We start from the raw sequence: 22,980 nt of genomic DNA, 5'->3' as shown, positions 1-22,980 counted from the left end.
CCTACCTCACGTACCGCCGACTTTCACATCCGCGACACCCGACCCTTCCCTGACGTTCGATGCCCTTGGAACACTCGCACCGCGCACAATCCGCCCTGTTCCGGCCAACCCGTGCGTCAGGATGAGAGGTCGCTCACCCATGCCCGAAGTAAACCGGCGCCGATTCCTCCAACTCGCGGGCGCCACCACGGCGTTCACCGCGCTGTCCAGCAGCATCCAGCGCGCCGCCGCACTGCCCGCGAACCACCGCACCGGGTCGATCGAGGACGTCGAGCACATCGTCGTCCTGATGCAGGAGAACCGGTCGTTCGACCACTACTTCGGCACCCTCAACGGCGTCCGCGGCTTCGGCGACCCCCGCTCGGTCACCCAGAACAACAAGTCCGTGTGGAAGCAGTCGAACGGCACGAAGGACATCCTGCCCTTCCACCCGGACGCCGACGACCTGGGCCTCGCCTTCATCCAGGACCTCCCGCACGGCTGGAACGACACGCACACCGCCGTCGACGCCGGCAAGTACGACAAGTGGGTGCCGGCCAAGGGCACCACCACCATGGCGTACCTGAACCGCGACGACATACCGTTCCACTACGCGCTCGCCGACGCCTTCACCATCTGCGACGCCTACCACTGCTCGTTCATGGGCTCCACCGACCCGAACCGCTACTACATGTGGACGGGTTACACGGGCAACGACGGCCAGGGCGGCGGCCCGGTCCTCGGCAACGACGAGGCCGGCTACAGCTGGACGACCTACCCGGAGCGCCTGGAGAAGGCGGGCGTCTCCTGGAAGATCTACCAGGACGTCGGCGACGGCCTGGACGCGGCCGGCGGCTGGGGCTGGATCCAGGACGCCTACCGCGGCAACTACGGCGACAACTCGCTGCTCTACTTCAAGCAGTACCAGAACGCCCAGCCCGGCGACCCGCTGTACGACAAGGCCCGCACCGGCACCGACGCGACCAAGGGCGAGGGCTTCTTCGACCAGCTGAAGGCCGACGTCAAGGCCGGCAAGCTGCCGCAGATCTCCTGGGTCGTCGCCCCCGAGGCCTTCACCGAGCACCCCAACTGGCCCGCCAACTACGGCGCCTGGTACGTCTCGCAGGTCCTCGACGCGCTCACCGCCGACCCCGCGGTGTGGGCGAAGACGGCCGTGTTCATCACGTACGACGAGAACGACGGCTTCTTCGACCACCTGATCCCGCCGTTCCCGCCGTCCTCCGCGGCGCAGGGCAAGTCCACGGTCGACCCGGCCCTGGACCTCTTCGCGGGCAACGCGAGCCACCCCGCTGGCGCCTACGGCCTCGGCCAGCGCGTCCCGATGCTCGTCGTCTCCCCGTGGAGCAAGGGCGGCTACGTCTGCTCCGAGACGCTCGACCACACCTCGATCATCCGGTTCATGGAGGCCCGCTTCGGCGTCCACGAGCCGAACATCTCGCCCTGGCGGCGCGCCGTCAGCGGTGACCTGACCGCCGCGTTCGACTTCTCCCGCAAGGACACCAAGCCGGTCGCGCTGCCCTCCACGGACGGCTACCGGCCGCCGGACGGCAACCGCCACCCCGACTACGTGCCCACCCCGCCCGCGAACCCGGCGCTGCCCAAGCAGGAGCGCGGCTCGCGGCCCACCCGGCCGCTCAAGTACGCCCCGCTGGTGGACGGTTCGCTGGACGCGGCGGCCGGGAAGTTCACGCTCGCCTTCGCGTCGGGCGCGCAGGCCGGTGCCGCCTTCCTGGTGACCTCCAACAACCGCGCCGACGGCCCCTGGAGCTACACCACCGAGGCCGGCAAGTCCGTCTCGGACACCTGGAACTCGGTGTACTCGGGCGGCTCGTACGACCTGACCGTGCACGGCCCGAACGGCTTCCTGCGCACCTTCCAGGGTCCCGGCAAGGTGGCAGGACCCGAGGTCACCGCCCGGCCGCACGGCGACGACATCGAGCTGACCTTCACCAACAAGGGCAGCGGCACGGTGAAGCTGAAGGTGGCCGACGGGTACGGCGGCCGGGGCCGTACGTTCACGGTGCGGGCCGGGGCCACCGTGACGCACATCGTGCACCTCAACCACAGCGAGCGGTGGTACGACCTGACGGTCACGTCCGAGGCCGACGCGAGCTTTGTGCGGCGGTTCGCGGGGCACGTGGAGAACGGGGAGCCGGGGGTCAGCGACCCGGCGATCATCACGGTGTGAGAGTGCGCCCAAGGGGGCGTGGGGGACTGTTGTCAGGCGGCTGCGGGTGGTGCGTGGCTGGTCGCGCCCACGCGGCGGCAGCCGCACAGCAAATACAGCCCCGCGCCCCTTTGGGGCGCGCTACAGGGCCGTGAGTTTTTTCGGCTCCGGTGTTTGTCGGGGGAGCAAGGTCGGGTCCAGGGCCAGGACTGCTGCCACCGGGTGTTCGTCGTCGTCCAGTTCGATGACCGGGGCCGGCGGTGTCACCCGGGTGAGCAGGACCACGCCCCATGAGGCCAGGCCCGCGCCTGTCAGGGCGAGCAGGATGCCCCAGACTCCGCCCTGGAGTCCCTGGCCCAGCAGGGTCAGGCCGATGATCGCCGCCGCCAGTGGGTTGGAGAGGGTGACCATGGCCAGCGGGGCGCCCAGGCCGCCGCGGTAGGCCGTCTGGGAGAGCAGCAGGCCGCCGACCGCGAAGGCGGCGACCAGCAGGGCCACCACGACCACCTCGACGCTCAGGGCCGGGCCCGAGCGGTCCGTCGCCGCCACCGTCACCGTCTGGGTGAGTGCCGAGGCGACGCCCGAGGCGAAGCCGGACGCGGTCGCGTGGCGCAGGCCCGGGCGGCTGCCGGGGCGGGAGAGGGCGCCGATCAGGGCAGCCGTCGTACCGGCCACCGCGAGGGCTTCGGTGAGGCTCAGCACCTGATGGGGCGCGGGGCCGGAGGCCGTGACCAGGAGGGCGCCGAGGCCGAGCAGGGTCAGGGCGGTGCCCCGCCACTCCGTCGCGGTGACCCTGCGGCCGGCCACCCGCGCGCCCATCGGTACGGCCGCCACGAGGGTGAGCGCACCCAGTGGCTGGACGAGGGTGAGCGGGCCGTACTTGAGGGCCACGACGTGCAGCAGTGCCGCGCCGGCGTTCAGGCCCACCGCCGCCCACCAGGCACCGGAGCCGAGCAGCCGCAGCAGGCCCGCGCCGTCGGTCTTCGAGGCGAGGCGCTCCTGGGCGACGGCGGCGGCCGCGTAGGCGACGGCCGAGACCAGGGAGAGGACGACGGCGATCAGGGCCGCGGCGCTCATCGGCCCGCCCCCACCAGTGCGGGCTCCTCGGAGACGAGGTGCCGGGTGCCGCGCCCGGCCGTGGTGGCCGTGCGGTGCGGCGGGTGGATCAGGGCCAGGGCGACGCCGAGCATCGCGGTGGCGACGATCGCGTCCAGCCAGTAGTGGTTGGCGGTGCCGACGATCACCAGAAGGGTGATCGCGGGGTGCAGCAGCCACAGCCAGCGCCAGCGTGAGCGGGTGGCGACGATCAGGCCGATCGCCACCATCAGGGCCCAGCCGAAGTGCAGTGAGGGCATCGCCGCGAACTGGTTGGAGAGGTGGTCGCTGGAGGGCGGGCCGTAGACGGAGGGGCCGTAGACCCGGGCCGTGTCGACGAGGCCGGTCGCGGCCAGCATCCGGGGCGGCGCCAGCGGGAACGTGAACGGCAGCACCAGCGCGGCCGCGGTCACCAGGGCGAGGACCCGGCGGGCCCAGACGTAGTGCGCGGGCCGCCGCAGGTAGAGCCAGACCAGGAAGGCCAGCGTGGCCGGGAAATGAATCGTCGCGTAGTAGGTGTTGGCCAGGTGGGCGAGGGTGTCGCCGTGCAGCAGCGCGGACTGCACGTCGACCTCCGAGGGCAGGTGCAGCGTCCGTTCCAGGTCCCAGATCCGGTGGGCGTTGTGCAGGGCCTCGGCGGTATGGCCGGTGGCCAGCTGCCGCCCGAATTTGTAGACGAGGAAGAGCCCTGCGACGAGCAGGAGCTCACGGACGAGCGGCGGCCGGGCTATCGCGCCCGGCTCCGCTGAAGCAGGCTCGGACTGGGATCTCATCCCAGGCCCCCTCACTGACGGTGGTGCTGTGCCGAGTCCCGGGCGGTGGCCCGAACTCTTCGATACGAAAGCGTACCGATACGCCACTGTACCGATACGGTCGAGTACCGGTACAGTGGCGTATCGATAGACGTAGGCCACACTGGTTGTAGGTTTCCGCGCCGGCCGAACGCAGGGCGGGGCGGAAGTGATCCGAACGTGATGAACGAGTGAGGAGCAGGGCACATGACGTCGCAGGCCGCGGACGGACCGGACACGGTCGCCGCCTCGCGCCGCTCCAAGATCACGCCGGAGCGTGAGCGGGAGTTCTTCGACGCCGTGCTCGAACAGATCCGCGAGTGCGGTTACGACTCCGTGTCCATGGAGGGGGTCGCCGCCAGCACCCGGTGCAGCAAGTCCACGCTCTACCGGCAGTGGAAGACGAAGCCGCAGTTCGTCGCGGCCGCGCTGCGGGCCAAGCGCGAGGTGCGCTTCGTCGGCATCGACACCGGGTCACTCGCCGAGGACCTGCGCGAGGTGGCGCGGGCCGCGGGCGACTGGTCCCGCAAGGACACCAAGCTGCTCGCGGCGCTGGGACACGCGGTGCACTCGGACGAGGAACTGGCGCAGGCGTTGCGCGAGGCGCTCGTGGAACCCGAGATCGCCGCGCTCCAGGAGATCCTGCACCGCGGAGTCGCGCGCGGCGAGGTGCCCGAGGGGCATCCCGCGCTGGACTACGTGCCCGCCATGATGTTCGGCGTCCTGCGGGTGCGGCCCGTGCTCACCGGCGAGTACGCCGACGCCGACTATCTCGTCCGGTTCGTGGAGGCCGTCGCGCTGCCCGCACTCGGACTGACCTAGGACCCAGGCCGCCGTCCACGGGATGACCGGACGGTGACCTGCTCGCGCCGCACCGTGGGGACGGGGGCGGCGCGCACCCCCCGGCCGGGTGGGGTGCCCCTTTGAGCGGAGGGGCGCTCCACCCGGCCGACTGCTGTTCCGGGACCGGACCGGGGCAGACCCGGTCCGACCGGGTCAGACGTTCGAACCGCTGCCGCTGCCCGAGGACACCTTGATGCCACTGGTGATCGTGTCGATGATCGACTCCTTCTGGCCGACGTCGACGCCGAACCGGACCACGACGATCTGCGCGGAGTTCGCGGGCGACGGGAAGGCCAGCGACTCGACGTAGCCGTCGGCACCCTTGCTGGTGATCGCCTTCCAGCGGACCAGGTAGCCCTTCTGTCCGGCCACGGTGACCGCCTTGGAGGCGAGCACCTCGTGCGAGGTGATCGAGCCGTAGGTCTTGCCCCCGTACGACTCCGTGGCGTTGGCCGAGATGTCCGCCTTGGCGACCGCCTCGGCCGTGGTCCCCTTGGTGCCCAGCACCACCGCGGGCGCCGAGTAGGCACCGCCGGCGGTGCAGGTCTGCGAGGTGTCGCCCGGGCACTTGTAGGAGTCGTCGGAGCTGACGTTGGCGCCGTAGCTGAGCGCCTGCCCGGTCCAGCCGTCCGGCACCGGGATGCTGATGGCGTTGATCGAGTCCGCCACCGTGCCGCCGCCCTTGACCTTCGGCGCCTCGGACTGGCCCGGCGACGGCGACGCGCCCCCGTCGGTGCCACCGGAACCCGAGCTGCCGCCCGACCCGCCGAACGGGAAGCCCTGGCCGCCGTTCTGCCCCTCGGGACCGCCCTGGCCGCCCGAACCCTGCTGCGAGGCCTGCTGGTTGCCGCTGTCGCCGCCGCCGCTGGTGAGCGCCCACGCGCCCACCCCGATGGCGGCGAGGACCGCCACGGCGATGCCGACGGCAACGCCGGTACGCAGCCCGCGCTTGGCGGTCGCCGGCGGCGCCGGATACCCCGGATAACCCGGGTACGCGGGGTACGCCCCATCGGCCGGGTACGCCGGCTGCGCCCCGTCGGCCGGCGGCTGCGGCGGGGGACCCCAGCCGGCGGCCGACCCGGCGGGCCGGGTCTGCTCCGTCCAGGCCTTGCCGTCCCACCAGCGTTCGGTGGCCGGACCGTCACTTGTCTGCCCGGGATCGGGGTACCACCCGGGAGGAGTCACCTGCGTCATGCCCCCACCGTATGAGGCATGGGTGAAAGTCGGATGAGAGGATCCGGCACACTTCATTCGATCCGCAGCCGCACCGGCGGCCCCGGTGCCGGCGGAGGCAGGCGCAGGCCGTTGCGGCCGGGGGTCAGAGAGCCCAGGATGCTCGGGTGGCGGGCGCCGGTGGCGGTCGGGACCGTGCCCGCGAGGCCGTGTGCGGTGAGGAAGCCGAGCACCGCGAAGGCGTACGCCTCTTTCGCCGCCGCGGGCAGACCGAGCTCGTCGGAGACGCGGACCGGGATCTCCCGCAGCCTGGTGCGCAACATCGCCATCAGCACCGGGTTGCGGGTGCCGCCGCCCGAGGCGATCACCTCTGTGGCGTCCAGGCCGCGCACCGCGTCCACCACCGTCTGCGCGGTGAGCAGGGTGAGAGTCGCCAGCGCGTCCTCGGCGGGCAGCCGCTCGACGGCTCGCCAGTACTCGGCGTGAAACAGCTCCTTGCCGGTCGTCTTGGGCGCGGGAAGCGCGTAGTACGGCTCTTCCAGGAGCCGGTCCAGCAGCGGTCCGAACGGCCGGCCGCGCGCCGCCAGCGCCCCGTCCACGTCGTACGCCAGCTGCCCGCCGGTGAACTCCCGGACCGCCGCGTCCAGCAGCGCGCACCCGGGCCCGGTGTCGAAGGCCGTGCCGTCGGGCGCGGTGAGGTTGGCGATCCCGCCGATGTTCAGCGCCACCGGTGTCCCCGGCCGCCCGCGCAGCCACAGCAGGTCGACCAGGCTCACCAGGGGAGCGCCCTGGCCCCCGGCCGCCACGTCCCGTGGCCGGAAGTCGGCGACCACCGGCAGCCCGGTCGCCTCTGCGATCCAGGCGGGCTGCCCCAGCTGCAGGGTGCCGTGCACCCGGCCGTCCGCCACCCAGTGGTAGACCGTCTGTCCGTGCGAGGCCAGCAACTCCGCACGCCCGCCGCACAGTTCACGGTTCGCCCGGACCGCGGCCGCCGCGAACGCCTGCCCGATCCGGGTGTCCAGCAGGCACACCCGCGCCAGCGGCACGGCGGCCGGCGGCAACGCCCCCGCGAGCGCCTCGCGCAGCTCCTCGTCGTACGGCGTGCTCACCATCCCCAGCGGCTTCAGCAGCAGCGTGCCGTCCAGCAGCCGCAGCTCGGCCGCCGCCGCGTCCACCGCATCGTAGGACGTCCCGGACATCAGGCCGATCACCAGCAACGTCTCAACCCGCCTTCCTCTTCGGTGACCTGACGAGCGCGAGCACGCTGACCGCGCAGGTCGCCGCCGCGTAGTAGCCCGGAACGTCCAGATTCCCGGTGCGCCGCACCGCCTCCGTGATGATGAGGCCCGCACAGCCCGAGAACACGGCATTGGACAGCGCGTAGGCGAGTCCGAGGCCCGTGCAGCGGGCCCGCGCCGGGAACATCTCGGCCAGCATCGCGGGCCCCGGCCCGGCCATCAGCCCCACCACCGCACCCGCACCGCACAGGGCCGCCCCCTTCACGGCGGCCGGGGCCCCCGGGTCCTGGAGGAGGCCGAGCAGGGGCAGCGCCAGCAGCACCACGAGCCCGGCGCCCGCCAGCATCACCGGCCGCCGCCCCACCCGGTCGCTGAGCAGCCCCGCAGGCAGGATCGCCGCCGCGAACCCCAGGTTCGCCACCACGGTCGCCAGCAGCGCCTGCCGGAAGCCGGTGTGCAGCGCGGCCTGGAGGTACGACGGCAGCACCACCAGGAAGGTGTACCCGGCCGCCGACCAGCCCATCACCCGGGCGGCGGCCAGCGCGATCGCCCCGACCGGCACGCGCACGGCGCCCCCGGCCGGTTCCCGGAACTCCGGTGTCTCGTCCAGCCCGATCCGCAGCCACAGCGCCAGCGCACCCAGCGGCAACGCCAGCAGGAACGGCAGCCGCCACCCCCAGGAACCGAACTGATCCGCCGTCAGGACCACGGACAGCCCCACCGCGACCCCCGCCCCGCCCAGCAGCCCCAACGCCACCGTGAACGACTGCCACGCCCCGTACAGCCCCCGCCGCCCCGGCGGCGCGAACTCGGTCAGCATCGCCACCGCACCCCCGAACTCCCCGCCCGCCGACAACCCCTGAACCACCCTCAGGAACGTCAGCAGCCACGGCGCGAGCGCACCCGCCTGCGCATACGTCGGCGCCACGCCGATCAGCGCCGTCGCGCCCGTCATCAGCGCCACGACCAGGATCAGCACCGGCCGCCGGCCGAGCCGGTCCGCCAGCCGGCCGAACAGGGCCGCGCCCAGCGGACGGAAGAAGAACGCCAGCCCGAACGAGGCGTACGTACGCACCAGCCCCTCGGCCGCACTCCCGCCCGCCGGAGTGAAGAACCGCTCGGCGACGACGGTCGCGACATAGCCGTAGACACCGAACTCGTACCACTCGATGAAGTTCCCGACCGAGCCCGCCGCCAGCGCCCGCAGGGGCCGGTTCCGCTCCCGTACTGCCCGATCTTCGAAAGTCAGCCTCATGTCCCTGCCCGTTGACGGTCCGTTCGCTGTACAGCGGCAGGTCGGGGCCGTCCCGCGTCGCTCGGCCGCATCCGCTTTCACCCGTCGAGGCAAGAGCTGCCCGGACCCGCCTCCGGACAGCCAACCGGACGGCTACGCTCGTGGTCTGTACGTCGTTCGGGCGACTTGGGGAGGTAACGGGATGACGGAGGAGCAGCTCCCGGGAGGCGCCTCGGCTCACCTCTGGGAGCGCGAGGAGGAGATCGCCGCCATCACCGAGGCGCTCGACGCCCTGGGCGCCGACCATTCCACCTCCGGGAACCTGCTGGTGCTGCGCGGCGAGGCCGGGCTCGGCAAGACCGCGCTGCTGGCCGAGACCCGCCGCATCGCCGAACGCCTGGGCTGCACCGTCTGGTCCACCCGCGGCGTCGAGACCCTGCGCAGCGTGCCCTTCCACGTCGTACGGCAGCTGTTACAGCCCGCCCTGGTCTCCCTGCTGCCCGAGGAGGCCCGGGAGTACCTCGGCGACTGGTACGACATCGCCGGCCCCGCCCTCGGCATAACGGACCCCGGAGACCGCCTGGCCGACCCGCAGGGCGTCTGCGACGGCCTGGTCGCCGCCGTCCGCCGGCTCGCCAAACGCGACTGGCCGCTGGTCCTGCTGATCGACGACGCGCACTGGGCCGACCAGGAGACCCTGGCCTGGCTCGCCGCCTTCGTCGAACGCCTGGACGATCTGTCCGTGCTGGTCCTGGTGGCCCGCCGCCCCGGCGAGGTCAACGGCGACAGCGCCCGCTACCTCGACGCCGTGGCCGCCGCGGCCGGCCGCCCCGTCCGCACCATCAGCGCCCTCACCCCGGACGCCACCGCCGGCCTCACCCGCGCCACCCTCGGCGAGCACGCCGACGCCCCGTTCTGCCGCGAGGTCTGGGCCGTCACCGGCGGCAACCCCTACGAGACCGTCGAACTCCTCGCCAAGGTCCAGGACAGCGAGGTCGAACCCGTCGAGTCCCGGGCCGGCGAACTGCGCGCCCTCAACCGCTCGGCCAGAGGCGGCGGCCTCGTCACCCGCCTCGAAGGCCTCGGCGTCGACGCCACCCGGTTCGCCTGGGCCGCCGCCATCCTCGGCACCGGCATCTCCGTCGGCCTCGTCGCCCAGCTCGCCAGCATGGCCGTGGACGACGCCGAGCGCTGTGCCGAACTGCTGCGCAGCGCCCGTATCCTCACCGAGCCCGACCCGGCCGGCTCCCGGTCCCACACCGGCGACCTGGAGTTCGTCCACCCGCTGATCGCCACCGCCGTCTACAACTCCATCCCGCCCGCGATGTGCACCGCCATGCACGGCATCGCCGCCCAGATCGTCATCGACGACGGCCGCGGCATCGCCGAGGCCTCCCGCCATCTGCTGAAGGTGCACCCGGACGACGACGAGGAACTCGTCGAACAGCTGCGTGACGCCGCCAAGGAACACCTCGCCGTCGGCGCTCCGGACGCGGCCCGCCGCTGCCTCGAACGCGCTCTCCTCGAACCGCCCGTCCCCGAGGTCCACGCCCGCGTGCTCTACGAACTGGGCTGCGCCACCCTCCTCACCAAGCCCGCCGTCACCATCGGCCATCTGCAGAGCGCGCTCGGCATGTCCGGCCTCGCCGGGCCCGAACGCGTGGACGCCGTCTTCCGGCTCTCCCAGGCCCTCCTCCACAACGACCAGCTGGAGGAAGCCGTCCGCACGGTCGAGGCGGAGGCCGCCCGGCACGAGGAAGGACCCGCCAGACTCCGGCTCCAGGCCGTCCAGTTCATGTGGGAGGGCATCGCCGGCGAGGCCGTCTCCCCGCACCGCTCCGAACGGCTCGCCGGCCTCGCCGCCACCTGCACCGGCCGCGACAACTCCGAGCGCGCCCTGCTGATGCTGCGCGGCTTCGACATGCTGATCCAGGGCGAGAGCGCCGAGGAGGTCGTCGAGCTGTGCGACCGCGCCCTCGTCAACGGCCGGCTCGCGCCCGGCCTCGGCTGGACCGACAGCGAGTGGGGCATCGAACTCCTGCTGATGCTCGCCAACTCCTACGTCTACACCGACCGCCTCGACCGCGCGGAGAGCCTGTACAACGAGGGCCTGCGCGCCTACGAGTCCTCCGGCTGGAGCGGCGGCCACCTCGCCCTGGCCCATGCCTACGTCGGCCTGGGCCACCGCAGGCGCGGCCGGCTGCGGGACGCGGAGACCTCCCTGCGGGAGTCCCTGCGGATCGCCGAGCGGGTCGGCCGCCGGCTGCCCCTGTACTGGACCGCCACCTGCAACCTCGTCGACACGCTGCTCGCCCGCGGCCATGTCCAGCAGGCCTGGGAGACCGCCGAACAGTACGGTTTCGCACCGCCGTACCCCTCCACCATCGTCATGCCGGACCCGCGGTCGGTGCGCGGCCGGCTGCTGCTCGCCGTCGGCCGCACGAAGGAGGCCGTGAACGAACTGGAGGCGGCGGAGAAGGCGGCCGCCGCGCGCGGCCACTTCAACCCCGTGGTCGTGCCCTGGGCACTCGACCTGGCCCGGGCCCTCGCCAACGAGGACCCGGCGCGGGCGGCCCAGCTGGCGGGCGACGCGCGGCGGCAGGCCGAGCGGTTCGGCACGGACACCGCGATCGGCGAGGCGCTGCGGTGCGCTGCCGCGCTGGAGACCGGGCAACGCCAGGTGCGGCTCGCCTCGCAGGCGGTGGCCTATCTGGAGGCCTCGCCCTGCCAGTACGAGCATGCGGCGGCGCGGGTGGAGTACGGGATCGCTGCGCGGTCGGTGGCCGAGCTGAATCGGGGGCTGGCGTTGGCTCGGTCGTGTGGAGCCGATGGGCTGGTTGCTCAGGCTCGGGAGGTTTTGGATACGGGGCGGGGGTTGCGTTGACGGGTGCGGGTTGTATGTGGCTGGTCGCGCCCACGCGGCGGCAGCCGCATATCGATACAGCCCCGCGCCCCTAAAGAAGGGGCGCTACAGCGCGAGAAGTTGATCAGTTACCGCTGAGAGGCGTTTCTGCACCTCTCGGTCGTACGTCGCCTCGTGTGCCCTGGCCGGGCTCGTGCCGTCGAAGTAGCCGCCCGTTCCCAGGTTCTGCGTCGTCAGGGCCAGTACCCCCGGCGCGCCGTCCGCCACCGTGCTCCACGGTGCCACCCCGCCCTCCCTCACCATCGCCGTGTCCATGAAGGTGGCGGGGTGCAGGACATTCACTGCGACGCCCGTGCCCGCCAACTCCTCCGCCAAGGTGAAGGTATGGGCCGCCAGGGCGAACTTGGCGCGGCAGTACGCCGCGAAGCCCTGGTAGCCGCGGGTGAATTCGGGGTCGTCGAAGTCCAGGGGTTCCTGGCCCGCCGAGCCGACGTTCACGATGCGGGCGGGGGTGTGCGTGCGCAGTACCGGGAGGAGGGCGTGGGTGAGGGTCACCGGGGCCAGGTAGTTGACGGCCAGGCGCAACTCGTGGCCGTCGGTGCTCAGTTCGCGGCCTGAGCCGGGTGTGCCGGCGCCGACGCCCGCGTTGTTGACCAGCACGTCCAGCTCGGGATGCGCGTCGGCGACCCGCCGGCCCAGTTCGCGGACCTGGGCCAGCGAGGCCAGGTCCGCGACGAACCCCTCCGCGGCGCCCTCGGTGCGCAGCTCGTCGACCAGCCGCTCGGTACGGCCCGGATCGCGGCCGTGGGCGAGGACGAGGTGTCCGGCGCGGACCAGTTCGAAGGCGACGTACCGGCCGAGCCCGGAGGTGGCACCGGTGATCAGAACAGTGGACATGCCGCCAGCCTAGGCGCGGGACGGCGCCGGGTGGGTGGTGCCGCTGGAGGTACGACCGGCAGGGTCACCCTTCCTCTTCCGCCAGCACCCGTTGCGCCGTCGCGAACGCCGAGTTCGCCGCCGGCACCCCGCAGTACACGGCCGTCTGCAGCAGCACCGCGCCGATCTCCTCCGGCGTCAGCCCGTTGCGCCGGGCGGCCCGTACGTGCATGGCCAGTTCGTCGTAGTGGCCGTGGGCGACCAGCGCGGTGAGGGTGATCATGCTGCGTTCACGGCGGGAGAGGGTGGGGTCGGTCCAGATCTCGCCCCAGGCGTAGCGCGAGATGAAGTCCTGGAAGCGGGCCGTGAACGGCGTCTGCCGGGCCTGGGCGCCGTCGACGTGCGCGTCGCCTAGCACTTCGCGCCGTACCGCCATCCCGCGCCTGGCGCCCCCGTCGAGGTGGGAGCGGAGCGCGGTCAGGACGGCGTCCGGGCACTGTGCGGGCGCCAGATGAGCGGCGCCCGGAAGCTCCACCAGCGTGGACGCGACAACCGCGTCCGCGATCTCCCGCAGATGCGGCGGCGGGGTCGCGGGGTCCTGCCGGCCGGCGATCAGCAGGGTGCGGACGGCGATCTCGCCGAGCCGGTCCCGCAGATCGAAGGCGGCCAGCGCGTCGCAGCAGGCGGCGTACGCCTCCGGGTCGGCCGCCCGCTGGTCCTCGACCAGCCGCGGCACGGTGAAGCCGGGGGTGAACCAGCGGCTGGGGGCGTTCTCCGCCAGCCACTCCACGCCCTCCCGGCGCACCCGCCCGGCCCGCTCCTCCCACGGCCTGGACCCGCCGAAGTGGGCCGAGGAGCAGATCACCGCCAGGTTCTCCAGCCGGTCCGGGTGGTGGACGGCCAGGTGCAGTCCCACGGCACCGCCCAGCGACACGCCCGCGTAAGCGAACCGCTCGATGCCGAGCGAGTCGGCGAGCGCGAGCACCAGGTCGGCGAGGTCACCGACGGTCGCCCCCGCCTTGATCAGGTCGGGTGCCGAACCGCCGTGGCCCGGCAGGTTCCAGCGCACCACCCGGTGGGCGGTGGACAGTTCGGGCGCCACGGCGTCCCACAGGGCGTACGAGGTGCCGAGCGACGGCCCGAGGAGCAGCGGGGGAGCCGAAGCGGGGCCCTCGACGCGGTGGTTGAGGAGGTTCTCGGTCAACGTCGCTCCAGAGCACGGTCGGTGAGCACACCGGCGGAACCGGTGTAGCGGGCGGGATCGGTCAGGCTGTCGAGCTCGACGTCCCTCAAGTCGGGTTCCTCGGCGAGGAGTTCATGCAGCGTCCGGTGCTCGGTGTGGGTGCGGCGGGCCAGCTCGGTGAGCAGCTCCTTGGCGCGGGCCCGGCCGAGCACGGGGGTCAGCTCGGCGGAGAGCCGCTCCGAGACGATCAGCCCGCCTGTGAGGTCGAGGTTCCGGCGCATCGCCTCCGGGTGCACCCGCAGCCCCGCCGCCAGCTCCGCCGCGTCCCGCGCCGCACCCCCGACGGTCCGCAGCAGATCCCGCAACGGCTCCCACTCGGCGTGCCAGGCACCGGCCGGCCGCTCGTCCTCCGCCGCCATCGAGCCGTACAGGACGGCCGCGAGCTGCGGGGCCCGCCGGGCGGCCGCCGCGATCAGCGTCGAGCGCACGGGGTTGGCCTTGTGCGGCATCGCCGAGGAACCGCCCCCGCTGCCCTCCGAGACCTCGCCGATCTCGGTACGGGACAAGGTCAGCACGTCCGCGGCGATCTTCCCCAGTGCCCCGGCCGCGAAGGCGAGACACCCGGCGAGATCGGCGATCGGCGTCCGCAGCGTGTGCCAGGGCAACAGGGGGGCGGCGAGGCCCAGTTCACGGGCGTACGCGGCCGGCAGCTGCTCGGCGTGCTCCGCGCCGTACACCCCGAAGGCGGCCAGCGTGCCTGCCGCGCCGCCCAGTTGGGCGGGCAGCGAACCCCGGACCAGGGTCACTCGGTCCCGGGCGTCGAGGACCAGCGAGCGCCAGCCGGCCGCCTTGAGCCCGAAGGCCGTCGGTACCGCGTGCTGGGTGAGCGTGCGGCCCGCCATCGGCGTGTCGCGGTGCTCGGCGGCCAGCAGGGCCAGCGCCCGCTCGGTCCGTCCGAGGTCGGCGAGCACGAGATCCAGGGTGCGGGCGGCGACCAGCATCGTCGCCGTGTCCATGATGTCCTGGCTGGTCGCACCCCGGTGCACGTAGGGCCCGTACTCCGCGCCGACCGCCCTCGTCAGGCCGGCGACCAGCGGGATGACCGGGTTGCCGCCGCCACGGGCCCGCTCGGCGAGGGCGCCGACGTCGTAGCGGCCGGGGTCGGCCGCCTCGGTCACCGCCGTCGCGGCCCCGGCCGGGGCGAGACCCAGGGCGGCCTGGGCACGGGTGAGGGCCGCCTCCGCGTCGAGCAGCGCCCGCAGGTACGCGCCGTCGCTCGCCGCGGCCGCGGCGGCCGAACCGGACCACCCGGGACCGAGCAGCCCGGCGTCACCGCCGCCGTGATCCACTGTTGTCACCGGAACTCCAGGAAGACCGTCTCGCCCTCTCCCTGAAGGCGGATGTCGAAACGGTAGGTCCCCCGGCCCTCGTCGGCGGCGATCAGCGTGTCGCGTCGCTCGCCCACCCGGGTGAGCAGCGGGTCGGCGGCGAGCGCCGCGTCGTCGCCCGGCAGGTAGATCCGGGTGAAGAGGTGCATCAGCAGCCCGCGCGCGAACACGCACACGCTGATGTAGGGCGCGCCGCCGCCGCGGACGCCGGGCCGCAGCGTCCGCGCGTACCAGTGCCCGTTGGTGTCCGTCTGGATCCGGCCCCAGCCGGTGAACTCCACGCCGTTGCGGCCGAGGTAGTCACCGGTCGCCGGATCGCGGCGGATCGAACCGTCGGTCGTGGAGACGTTTCCGTCGGGATCGGCGCTCCACAGCTCCACGAGGGCGTCGGGCAGCGGTGTGCCCTCGCCGTCGAAGACGTACCCGTGGACCGTGACCGTGTCCGGGTGCCCGAGGGGCGCGATGTCCTCGCCGCCGCGGAACGGCAGCGCGTACCCGTAGAAGGGGCCGACCGTGTGCGACGGCGTGGGCAGCACGTTCTCAGGGCTGCTCGTGTCGATCTTCGTCATGGCAGCTCAGCGTCCTTCTTCGATCCAGGTGGCGTTCGGGCCGTCCAGCACGATGTCCCACTGGTAGCCCATCGAGAACTCCGGCACGGACAGGCCGTGGTCGTAGGTGGCGACCAGGCGCTGCCGGGCCGCGTCGTCCGTCACCGACTGGATGATCGGGTCGTACGGGAACAGCGGGTCGCTCGGGAAGTACATCTGCGTCACCAGCCGCTGCGTGAACGCCGTACCGAACATCGAGAAGTGGATGTGGGCCGGACGCCAGGCGTTGAGGTGGTTGCGCCAGGGGTAGGGGCCCGGCTGGATGGTGGTGAAGTGGTAGCCGCCGTCGGCGTCGGTGATCGTACGGCCGACACCCGTGAAGTTGGGGTCCAGCGGGGCGTCGTGCTGCTCGCGCTGGTGCGCGTAGCGGCCGGCCGAGTTGGCCTGCCAGACCTCGATCAGCTGGCCCCGGACCGGCCGGCCGCTGCGGTCCAGGAGCCGCCCGGAGACGGTGATCCGCTCACCGATGGGCTCACCGTTGTGCTGCCGGGTCAGGTCATTGTCTATGCCGGTGATGTCCCGCTCCCCGAACGCGGGGGAGTGCAGCTCCACCAGCTCCGGATCCTTGGCCGTGTCGATGGCGACCAGGGGCTGTTTCGGATGCCGGAGAACGGAGGACCGGTAGGGGGCGTAATCCCTGCGGGGGTGATGCTCGACGGGAGCGCCGTCGGCGACACGCTTTTCGTACGCGGCACGTTCGGCGGCGATTTCGAGGTCGATGTCGGCCTGGGTGAGTGTCATGAAAAGTCCTCGGTGAAGCGCCCTGCTTTTAGGGGCGCGGGGCTGTATCGATATGCGGCTCCGCCGCGTGGGCGCGATCAACCACGAAGCACCCGCAGGTGCCCTACGACCTATCGCTCAAGAACAAGCGCGAGCCCTTGCCCGACGCCGATGCAAAGGCTGGCAACACCGATACCGCTGCCACGCCGCGCCAGCTGATGCGCCACGGTCCCCGCCAGCCGCGCCCCCGACGCACCCAGCGGATGCCCCAACGCGATCGCCCCGCCCTGCGGGTTGAGAATGGCCGGGTCGAACTCGGGCCACTCGGCGACACATCCCAGCACCTGCGCGGCGAACGCCTCGTTCAGCTCCAGCACCGACAGATCCCCGAACCCCTTGCCGGCCTTGCCCAGCGCCCGCTGCACCGCTTCGACCGGGGCGAGTCCGAAGTAGTCGGGGTCGATCCCGGACACCCCGGTCGCGCCGACCCGGGCCAGCGGCTCCCGCCCGATCGTCCTCAGACCCTCCTCGTCGGTCAGCAGCACGGCGGCCGCACCGTCGTTGAGGGGGGAGGCGTTGCCCGCGGTCACCGTGCCGCCCTCCGTGCGGAAGGACGGCTTGAGCTTGGCCATCGCGGCGAGGGAGGCGTCGGCACGTACGCATTCGTCGGCGGCGAAGGGGACGGGGTCGCCCTTGCGCTGCGGGACGGGCACGGGTGCCAGCTCGGCGTCGAACAGGCCCTGTTCCTGGGCGGCGGCCGCCTTCTGGTGGGAGGCGAGGGCGAACTCGTCCTGCTGCTCCCGGCTGATCTTGTGCTTGTCGGCGATGCGTTCCGCGGACTCGCCCAGCGGGATGGTCCACTGCGGATCCATCTTCGGGTTGACCATGCGCCAGCCGAGGGTGGTCGAGTACAGCTCGGCGTGCCCGGCGGGGAACGGCCGGTCGTTCTTGGGCAGGACGTACGGTGCCCGGGTCATGGACTCCACACCGCCGGCCACGGCGATGTGCGCGTCGCCGACGGCGATGGCGCGGGCGGCCTGGACGACCGCCTCCAGCCCGGAGGCGCACAGCCGGTTGACCGTCACCCCCGGCACGGACGTCGGCAGACCGGCGAGCAGCGCGGCCATCCGGCCGACGTTGCGGTTCTCCTCGCCGGCGCCGTTGGCGTTTCCGAAGTAGACGTCCTCGACCCGGGCCGGGTCCAGGTCGGGGGTGCGGGCGAGGAGTTCACGGATGGCGTGGGCGGCCAGGTCGTCCGGGCGTACGCCGGCGAGGCCGCCGTTGTAGCGGCCGATCGGTGTGCGGACCGCGTCGACGATGTACACCGTGTTCACAGCAGACCCTCCGGGACAGTGAGTTCGGCGTCGGTCTTGGCGATGATCTCCTCGACGCCGACCCCGGGCGCGGTCTCGACGAGGACGAGTCCCTCGCCGGTGACGTCCAGGACGGCGAGGTCGGTGATGATCCGGTCCACGCAGGCCTTCCCGGTCAGCGGCAGCGCGCACTCGGTGAGGATCTTCGCCGAGCCGTCCTTCGCGGTGTGGGTCATCACGACGATGACCGTGCGGGCGCCGTGCACCAGGTCCATCGCACCGCCGATCCCCGTGACCAGCTTTCCCGGGATCGCCCAGTTCGCCAGGTCGCCGCGCGCGGAGACCTGCATGGCGCCGAGCACGGCGACGTCGATGTGCCCGCCGCGGATCATCGAGAACGACAGCGCCGAGTCGAAGAACGACGCCCCGGGCAGTACGGTGACGGTCTCCTTCCCGGCGTTGATCAGGTCAGGGTCGACGGCGTCCTCGGCGGGGTAGGGGCCGGTGCCCAGGATGCCGTTCTCCGACTCCAGGACCACCTCCACCCCCTCGGGCAGATAGTTCGGGATCAGCGTCGGCAGCCCGATCCCGAGGTTGACGTACTGGCCGTCCTGAAGTTCGCGGGCCGCCCGCGCGGCCATCTCCTCGCGCGTCCAGGCCATCAGCTGCTCACCGTCCGCTGCTCGATCTTCTTGTCCCCGGCCTGCTGCGCGGTCAGCGCCACCACCCGCTGCACGAAGATCCCCGGCAGATGCACCGCGTCCGGATCGATCGCGCCCGGCTCCACCAGTTCCTCCACCTCCGCGACGGTGATCTTCCCGGCCATCGCCGCGAGCGGGTTGAAGTTGCGGGTGGACTTGTTGAACACCAGGTTCCCGTGCCGGTCGCCCTTCGCCGCCCGCACCAGCGCGAAGTCCGTACGGATACCCCGCTCCAGCACGTACTCGGTGCCGTCGAAGTCCCGCACCTCCTTCGCGGGTGAGGCCAGAGCCACCCCACCGCAGCCGTCGTAACGCCACGGCAGTCCGCCCTCCGCGACCTGCGTGCCCACCCCCGCGGGCGTGTAGAACGCAGGGATCCCGGCACCACCCGCCCGCAACCGCTCCGCCAACGTGCCCTGCGGGATCAGCTCCACCTCCAGCTCACCCGCCAGATACTGCCGCGCGAACTCCTTGTTCGCCCCGATGTAGGACCCCGTCACCCGGGCGATCCGACCGGCCGCGAGCAGGACGGCCAGGCCCGTGTCCATCGCTCCGCAGTTGTTCGAGACCACCGACAGGCCACTCACCCCCCGCTCGTACAACGCCCCGATCAGCACGTTCGGCACACCGCTGAGCCCGAACCCGCCCACCGCCAGCGACGCGCCCTCCGGCACGTCGGCCACCGCCTCCGCGGCCGTGGCGACCACCTTGTCCATCCGTGCAGCCTCATCTCTCAGCGAATTAATCAGGGCACTGAGTATTTCAGCGAGATGTCTGCCACGCTGCCACTGGCGTCGCCACCCGTCAAGACCTGGGGTGATGGCAGACGGGTGTACAGACAGGAAGGATGACTGCCGGTATCGTTCAGTGCACCAACGAATTCGGAACCTGGGAGCGCATATGGCCGCGGTGGACCTCACCACCCACCCCGGGCACCTGGCCCGGCGGCTCCAGCAGGCCCACTACCTGCTGTGGAACACGATGGTCTCGGAGGAGATCACCTCGCCGCAGTTCGCCGTGCTGAACGCGCTCGTCGCCGAGCCGGGCCTGGACCAGCGAACCGTGGGGGAGCGGGTGGGCCTGGACCGGTCGACCATCGCCGAGGTCATCAGCCGGCTGGGCCGGCGCGGGCTCCTCGACAAGGTGCGCGATCCGCAGGACGGGCGCCGCTTCCTGCTGCGCCTCACCGACGACGGTCTGCGCACCCACCGCAAGCTCGCCGTGCGCACCGCCCGGATGAACCAGGTCTTCCTGGCCCCGCTCTCGGCCGCGGAGCAGAGCCTGTTCTTCGACCTGATCCGACGCGTCTCGGACGCGGCGGAGGGCCTGCGCAACCCGGCCGAGCCGGCCGTGCCGCAGGGTCAGGCCTTGGCGAACACCACCCACACCTGACCGTCGGCGAAGTTCACCGGGCTGCCGTCCGCGCCCGTGAACGTCGTCCCGTCGGTGGCCTGCGGGCGTGACCAGGTCGCTTCGTACGACCGGCCGTCGCGCAGCACCTCCGCCTTTCCCGTACCGACCGTCTCGGTGAACGGCGTGTAGTTGCCGAGCACGTCGTGATACGCCGACTTCGTCACCCGCACGTGCTGCACCACGACCGTCGCCGGTGCCGGCCGGTTGCCCGCCGTCGTCCTCGCCGGCGTGCCGTCCATCGACACCAGCCAGCCGTTCCGGCCGGCGGACCAGGTGAAGGTGAAGCGGGCCGCCGGGTACCGCACGGTGCGGGAGGCGGTGACCGTGCCGCCGGCCGGGGCCGGGCCGTAGCGGAAACCGGTGGTGAGCGCCGCCCTGCCCGGCGCCCCGTCCGGCATCAGCTCGGCCGGGCGGAGGTACAGGTTGTGCGGGGCCGGTCGGCCGCTGCCCCGGTAGTAGGCGCCGGACGCCTGAGCGGGTGACTCCGGCCGCAACGGCGCCCGGCGGATCAAGGGGAGCAGTCTCTTCTGGGCGCCGGAGAAGGCGAGCGTCGGCCGGTCGAACTGGCGCAGCAGCTCCAGGTCTGACTCGCGGGCGCTGCGGACGGGGCCGACGACCTCGGGGAGCCGGGTGGCGTACACCGCCATCAGCCTGCTGAGCCCGCCCTCCACCTGCTCCGCGTACACCACGTCCGCCGCGTCGAGGCCGGTCTGGGGGCGGGCCGCGGCCACGTTGTCGATCTTCACGGCCAGTACGGATCCGGTGGCTTGCCGCCGGCCCGGTGCCGGGGTGCTGCTCTGCGGCGCGCGGCCGTCGTCGCCCGCCGTGCCGTGCCGGGTGCAGCCCGCCGTGAGCGAGGCCGTCACGGCGGCCGCCGCCAGCCCTGCCGTCAGCACGGCCCGGCGCGTTGGCGCCCCGTGTCCCGTCGGCGCCCCGTGTCCCGTGCCCAGTCCCATGCCCACCGCTGTCCCCCCGGTCCGGCCCCTGTTCGCCCCCTTGATTGTGTGCTCATCGGTTCATCGGTGGCCATACCCGGTCGAATCCGATCGCGGGCGCCGGAGGCCGCAGCCCAGCGGTCAGGACCCCAGGATCTCCGTGAGGTCGTAGCGCACCGGCTCCTCCAGCTGGGCGTAGGTGCAGCTGTCCGGTGTGCGGTCCGGGCGCCAGCGGCGGAACCGGGCCGTGTGCCGGAAGCGCGCCCCGTTCTCCATGTGGTCGTACGCCACCTCGGCCACCCGCTCCGGCCGCAGCGGCACCCAGGACAGGTCCTTCTTGCCCGACCAGCGGCTCGGCGCACCCGGCAGCCGGGCCGACTCATGGGCGGCCTCCTCCGCCCAGGCCGCCCACGGATGCCCGGAGACGTCATCCATGCGCAGCGGCTCCAGCTCCTCGACCAGCTCGGCCCGCCGCTTCATCGGGAACGCGGCCGACACGCCCACGTGCTGGAGGGCGCCGCGGTCGTCGTACAGGCCGAGCAGCAGCGAGCCCACCACCGGGCCGCTCTTGTGGAGGCGGTAGCCGGCCACCACGACGTCGGCCGTCCGCTCGTGCTTGACCTTGAACATGGCGCGCTCGTCCTGCCGGTAGCGCAGGTCGAGCGGCTTGGCGATGACCCCGTCGAGACCGGCCCCCTCGTACTGCTCGAACCACCGCCGGGCCACCTCGACATCGGTCGTGGCCGGCGCCAGATGCACCGGCGGGGTCACCCCCTCCAGCGCCCTCGTGAGCAGCGCGCGGCGGTCGGTGAGCGGCACGTCGAGCAGTGACTCGTCGGCCAGCGCCAGCAGGTCGAAGGCGACGAAGGAGGCGGGCGTCCGCTCCGCCAGCGTGCGCACCCTGGAGTCCGCCGGATGGATCCGCTCGGTCAGCGCGTCGAAGTCCAGCCGGCCCTCCCGGGCGATGACGATCTCCCCGTCCAGCACGCATCGCTCGGGCACCCGCTCCTTCAGCGCCGCCACCAGCTCGGGGAAGTACCTGGTCAACGGCTTCCCGGTACGGCTGCCGAGCTCGACCTCGGCGCCGTCCCGGAACACGATCGCACGGAAGCCGTCCCACTTCGCCTCGTACTGCATGTCCGGCGGGATCGCCGCCACCGACTTGGCGAGCATCGGCTTCACGGGCGGCATCACCGGCAGATCCATGCCACGACTCTACGAGCGGTCCCCGGCGCGCGCTCGCCACGCGGCACACCTCCGGTACGGGCCCGGGGTCCGCCGTCTCCCGGGCCCGGAGACCGTGTCGAGCCGATATGCGCGGTGGGGGCGGTGCGCCTACCGTGGCCGCATGGGTGATGCGGTGCAACTGGAGGTGGCCGGCCGGACCGTACGGCTGTCCAGCCCGGACAAGGTGTTCTTCCCGGAGCGCGGTTTCACCAAGCTGGACGTCGCCCGCTACTACGCGGCCGTCGCCCCGGGCATCCTGCGCGCCCTGCGCGAGCGCCCCACCACCCTCCAGCGCTACCCGGACGGCATCGAGGGCGAGTGGTTCTACCAGAAGCGCGCACCCAAGGGCATGCCCGACTGGATCCCCACCGCCCACATCACCTTCCCCAGCGGCCGTACCGCCGACGAGATGTGCCCCACGGAGGAGGCCGCAGTGGTGTGGGCGGCGCAGTACGGCACGCTCACCTTCCATCCCTGGCCGGTGCGGCGCGACGACGTCGACCGTCCCGACGAGCTCCGTATCGACCTGGACCCGCAGCCCGGCACCGACTTCGCCGACGCGGTCCGCGCCGCCCACGAACTGCGCGCCGTCCTGGACGAGTTCGGCGGACTGCGGGGCTGGCCCAAGACCTCCGGCGGCCGTGGCCTGCACGTCTTCGTGCCCATCGAACCCCGCTGGACCTTCACCCAGGTCCGGCGGGCGGCGATCGCCGTGGGCCGGGAGCTGGAACGCCGGATGCCGGACCGGGTGACCATCAAGTGGTGGAAGGAGGAGCGCGGCGAGCGCATTTTCGTCGACTACAACCAGACCGCGCGCGACCGCACCATCGCCTCCGCCTACTCCCTGCGGCCCCGCCCGCACGCCCCCGTCTCCGCGCCGCTGCGCTGGGAGGAGGTCGACGACGTGCGGCCCGCGGACTTCGACCTGGCCACGATGCCGGCCCGGTTCGCCGAAGTCGGCGATGTGCACGCCGACATGGACGACCACGCCTACTCCCTCGACGCCCTCCTGGAACTCGCCCGCCGCGACGAACAGGACCACGGTCTCGGCGACCTGCCCTATCCGCCGGAGTACCCGAAGATGCCGGGCGAGCCCAAACGCGTCCAGCCCAGCCGGGCGCGACCCGAACAGCGGTCCTGACAGCGGGACTTGGCGGCACCCCGGCCGCATCCCGGCGGTGGTCGGCGGCACTCCGGCGGTGGTCGGCGGGC

20 protein-coding genes are annotated in these 22,980 nt (G+C 72.6%); 5 read left to right on the top strand and 15 right to left on the bottom strand.

The genetic code is table 11. The annotated features are described in order from the left end of the window. The first annotated feature begins 139 nt into the window (after positions 1 to 139). Positions 140 to 2,188: a phosphocholine-specific phospholipase C gene (locus SSP29_RS47885; protein ID WP_089107304.1), complete on the top strand. Its 2,049-nt coding sequence runs from the start codon at positions 140 to 142 to the stop codon at positions 2,186 to 2,188. A 120-nt stretch (positions 2,189 to 2,308) separates the two neighbouring features. Here the strand turns inward: SSP29_RS47885 and SSP29_RS47880 are convergent, their stop codons facing one another. Together SSP29_RS47880 and SSP29_RS47875 are read right to left on the bottom strand one after the other, a co-directional pair. Next, positions 2,309 to 3,244, bottom strand: coding sequence for a DMT family protein (locus tag SSP29_RS47880; RefSeq protein ID WP_089107303.1), 936 nt, complete (start codon positions 3,242 to 3,244; stop codon positions 2,309 to 2,311). After that, complete coding sequence (locus tag SSP29_RS47875; RefSeq protein ID WP_089107302.1) at positions 3,241 to 4,035, bottom strand: phosphatase PAP2 family protein; 795 nt, start codon at positions 4,033 to 4,035, stop codon at positions 3,241 to 3,243. The genes SSP29_RS47880 and SSP29_RS47875 overlap by 4 nt, the downstream gene beginning before the upstream one ends. Before the next feature lie 225 nt (positions 4,036 to 4,260). Between SSP29_RS47875 and SSP29_RS47870 the strand changes: the two genes are divergently transcribed. Further along, positions 4,261 to 4,875 (top strand): TetR/AcrR family transcriptional regulator, encoded by a 615-nt coding sequence (locus tag SSP29_RS47870; protein WP_089107301.1) that lies wholly within the window; start codon positions 4,261 to 4,263, stop codon positions 4,873 to 4,875. A 174-nt stretch (positions 4,876 to 5,049) separates the two neighbouring features. On the opposite strand, the gene SSP29_RS47865 is transcribed toward SSP29_RS47870, so the two are convergent. The 3 genes from SSP29_RS47865 to SSP29_RS47855 are packed head-to-tail and all read right to left on the bottom strand — an operon-like array spanning position 5,050 to position 8,562. Further along, a complete protein-coding gene (locus tag SSP29_RS47865; protein WP_089107300.1) occupies positions 5,050 to 6,090 on the bottom strand; it encodes a DUF2510 domain-containing protein in 1,041 nt (346 codons plus the stop codon). Positions 6,091 to 6,143: 53 nt separating this feature from the next. Continuing rightward, complete coding sequence (locus tag SSP29_RS47860; protein WP_089107299.1) at positions 6,144 to 7,286, bottom strand: anhydro-N-acetylmuramic acid kinase; 1,143 nt, start codon at positions 7,284 to 7,286, stop codon at positions 6,144 to 6,146. A 4-nt stretch (positions 7,287 to 7,290) separates the two neighbouring features. Beyond that, positions 7,291 to 8,562 (bottom strand): MFS transporter, encoded by a 1,272-nt coding sequence (locus tag SSP29_RS47855; protein WP_089107298.1) that lies wholly within the window; start codon positions 8,560 to 8,562, stop codon positions 7,291 to 7,293. Positions 8,563 to 8,743: 181 nt separating this feature from the next. Here SSP29_RS47855 and SSP29_RS47850 point away from each other — a divergent pair, with 181 nt between their 5' ends. Then, positions 8,744 to 11,425, top strand: coding sequence for an ATP-binding protein (locus tag SSP29_RS47850; RefSeq protein ID WP_089107297.1), 2,682 nt, complete (start codon positions 8,744 to 8,746; stop codon positions 11,423 to 11,425). 84 nt (positions 11,426 to 11,509) lie between these two features. Here SSP29_RS47850 and SSP29_RS47845 read toward each other — a convergent pair whose 3' ends face one another. The 8 genes from SSP29_RS47845 to SSP29_RS47810 all read right to left on the bottom strand — a co-directional run bounded on the left by SSP29_RS47845 (position 11,510) and on the right by SSP29_RS47810 (position 18,909). Next, positions 11,510 to 12,301, bottom strand: a complete 792-nt coding sequence (locus SSP29_RS47845) for an SDR family NAD(P)-dependent oxidoreductase (protein WP_089107296.1) — start codon at positions 12,299 to 12,301, stop codon at positions 11,510 to 11,512. Between the two features lie 64 nt (positions 12,302 to 12,365). Beyond that, positions 12,366 to 13,484 carry a bifunctional 3-oxoadipate enol-lactonase/4-carboxymuconolactone decarboxylase PcaDC gene (gene pcaDC, locus SSP29_RS47840; RefSeq protein ID WP_089107295.1) on the bottom strand — a complete coding sequence of 373 codons (1,119 nt, stop codon included), beginning with the start codon at positions 13,482 to 13,484 and terminating at the stop codon, positions 12,366 to 12,368. Next, positions 13,481 to 14,812: a 3-carboxy-cis,cis-muconate cycloisomerase gene (gene pcaB, locus SSP29_RS47835; protein WP_167450188.1), complete on the bottom strand. Its 1,332-nt coding sequence runs from the start codon at positions 14,810 to 14,812 to the stop codon at positions 13,481 to 13,483. Before pcaB ends, pcaDC begins: the two co-directional genes overlap by 4 nt. Before the next feature lie 5 nt (positions 14,813 to 14,817). Next, complete coding sequence (pcaG, locus tag SSP29_RS47830) at positions 14,818 to 15,420, bottom strand: protocatechuate 3,4-dioxygenase subunit alpha (protein ID WP_089107293.1); 603 nt, start codon at positions 15,418 to 15,420, stop codon at positions 14,818 to 14,820. Between the two features lie 6 nt (positions 15,421 to 15,426). Continuing rightward, a complete protein-coding gene (gene pcaH, locus SSP29_RS47825) occupies positions 15,427 to 16,200 on the bottom strand; it encodes a protocatechuate 3,4-dioxygenase subunit beta (protein WP_089107292.1) in 774 nt (257 codons plus the stop codon). A gap of 110 nt (positions 16,201 to 16,310) precedes the next feature. Continuing rightward, a complete protein-coding gene (locus SSP29_RS47820) occupies positions 16,311 to 17,513 on the bottom strand; it encodes a thiolase family protein (RefSeq protein ID WP_089107291.1) in 1,203 nt (400 codons plus the stop codon). Continuing rightward, positions 17,510 to 18,154, bottom strand: coding sequence for a CoA transferase subunit B (locus SSP29_RS47815; protein WP_089107290.1), 645 nt, complete (start codon positions 18,152 to 18,154; stop codon positions 17,510 to 17,512). Before SSP29_RS47815 ends, SSP29_RS47820 begins: the two co-directional genes overlap by 4 nt. After that, positions 18,154 to 18,909 (bottom strand): CoA transferase subunit A, encoded by a 756-nt coding sequence (locus tag SSP29_RS47810; protein ID WP_089107289.1) that lies wholly within the window; start codon positions 18,907 to 18,909, stop codon positions 18,154 to 18,156. The genes SSP29_RS47815 and SSP29_RS47810 overlap by 1 nt, the downstream gene beginning before the upstream one ends. 184 nt (positions 18,910 to 19,093) lie before the next feature. On the opposite strand from SSP29_RS47810, the gene SSP29_RS47805 reads away from it, so the two are divergent. Continuing rightward, positions 19,094 to 19,585, top strand: coding sequence for a MarR family winged helix-turn-helix transcriptional regulator (locus SSP29_RS47805; RefSeq protein WP_089107288.1), 492 nt, complete (start codon positions 19,094 to 19,096; stop codon positions 19,583 to 19,585). Here SSP29_RS47805 and SSP29_RS47800 read toward each other — a convergent pair. Then, the gene (locus tag SSP29_RS47800) at positions 19,555 to 20,562 is read right to left on the bottom strand and encodes a DUF3048 domain-containing protein (RefSeq protein WP_089107287.1); all 1,008 of its coding nucleotides are present in this window, start codon (positions 20,560 to 20,562) and stop codon (positions 19,555 to 19,557) included. The two genes, SSP29_RS47805 and SSP29_RS47800, sit on opposite strands and share 31 nt — an antisense overlap. 120 nt (positions 20,563 to 20,682) lie before the next feature. Further along, positions 20,683 to 21,747, bottom strand: a complete 1,065-nt coding sequence (locus SSP29_RS47795; RefSeq protein ID WP_089107286.1) for an ATP-dependent DNA ligase — start codon at positions 21,745 to 21,747, stop codon at positions 20,683 to 20,685. A gap of 142 nt (positions 21,748 to 21,889) precedes the next feature. On the opposite strand from SSP29_RS47795, the gene ligD reads away from it, so the two are divergent. Further along, positions 21,890 to 22,909, top strand: coding sequence for a non-homologous end-joining DNA ligase (gene ligD / locus SSP29_RS47790; protein WP_174856070.1), 1,020 nt, complete (start codon positions 21,890 to 21,892; stop codon positions 22,907 to 22,909). The last annotated feature ends 71 nt before the right edge of the window (positions 22,910 to 22,980 follow it).

Source organism: Streptomyces hyaluromycini, from assembly GCF_002217755.1.
GTDB lineage: Bacteria > Actinomycetota > Actinomycetes > Streptomycetales > Streptomycetaceae > Streptomyces > Streptomyces hyaluromycini.
Note: the sequence above shows the minus strand (reverse complement) of the source record. Positions and strands in the feature narration are given on the sequence as shown.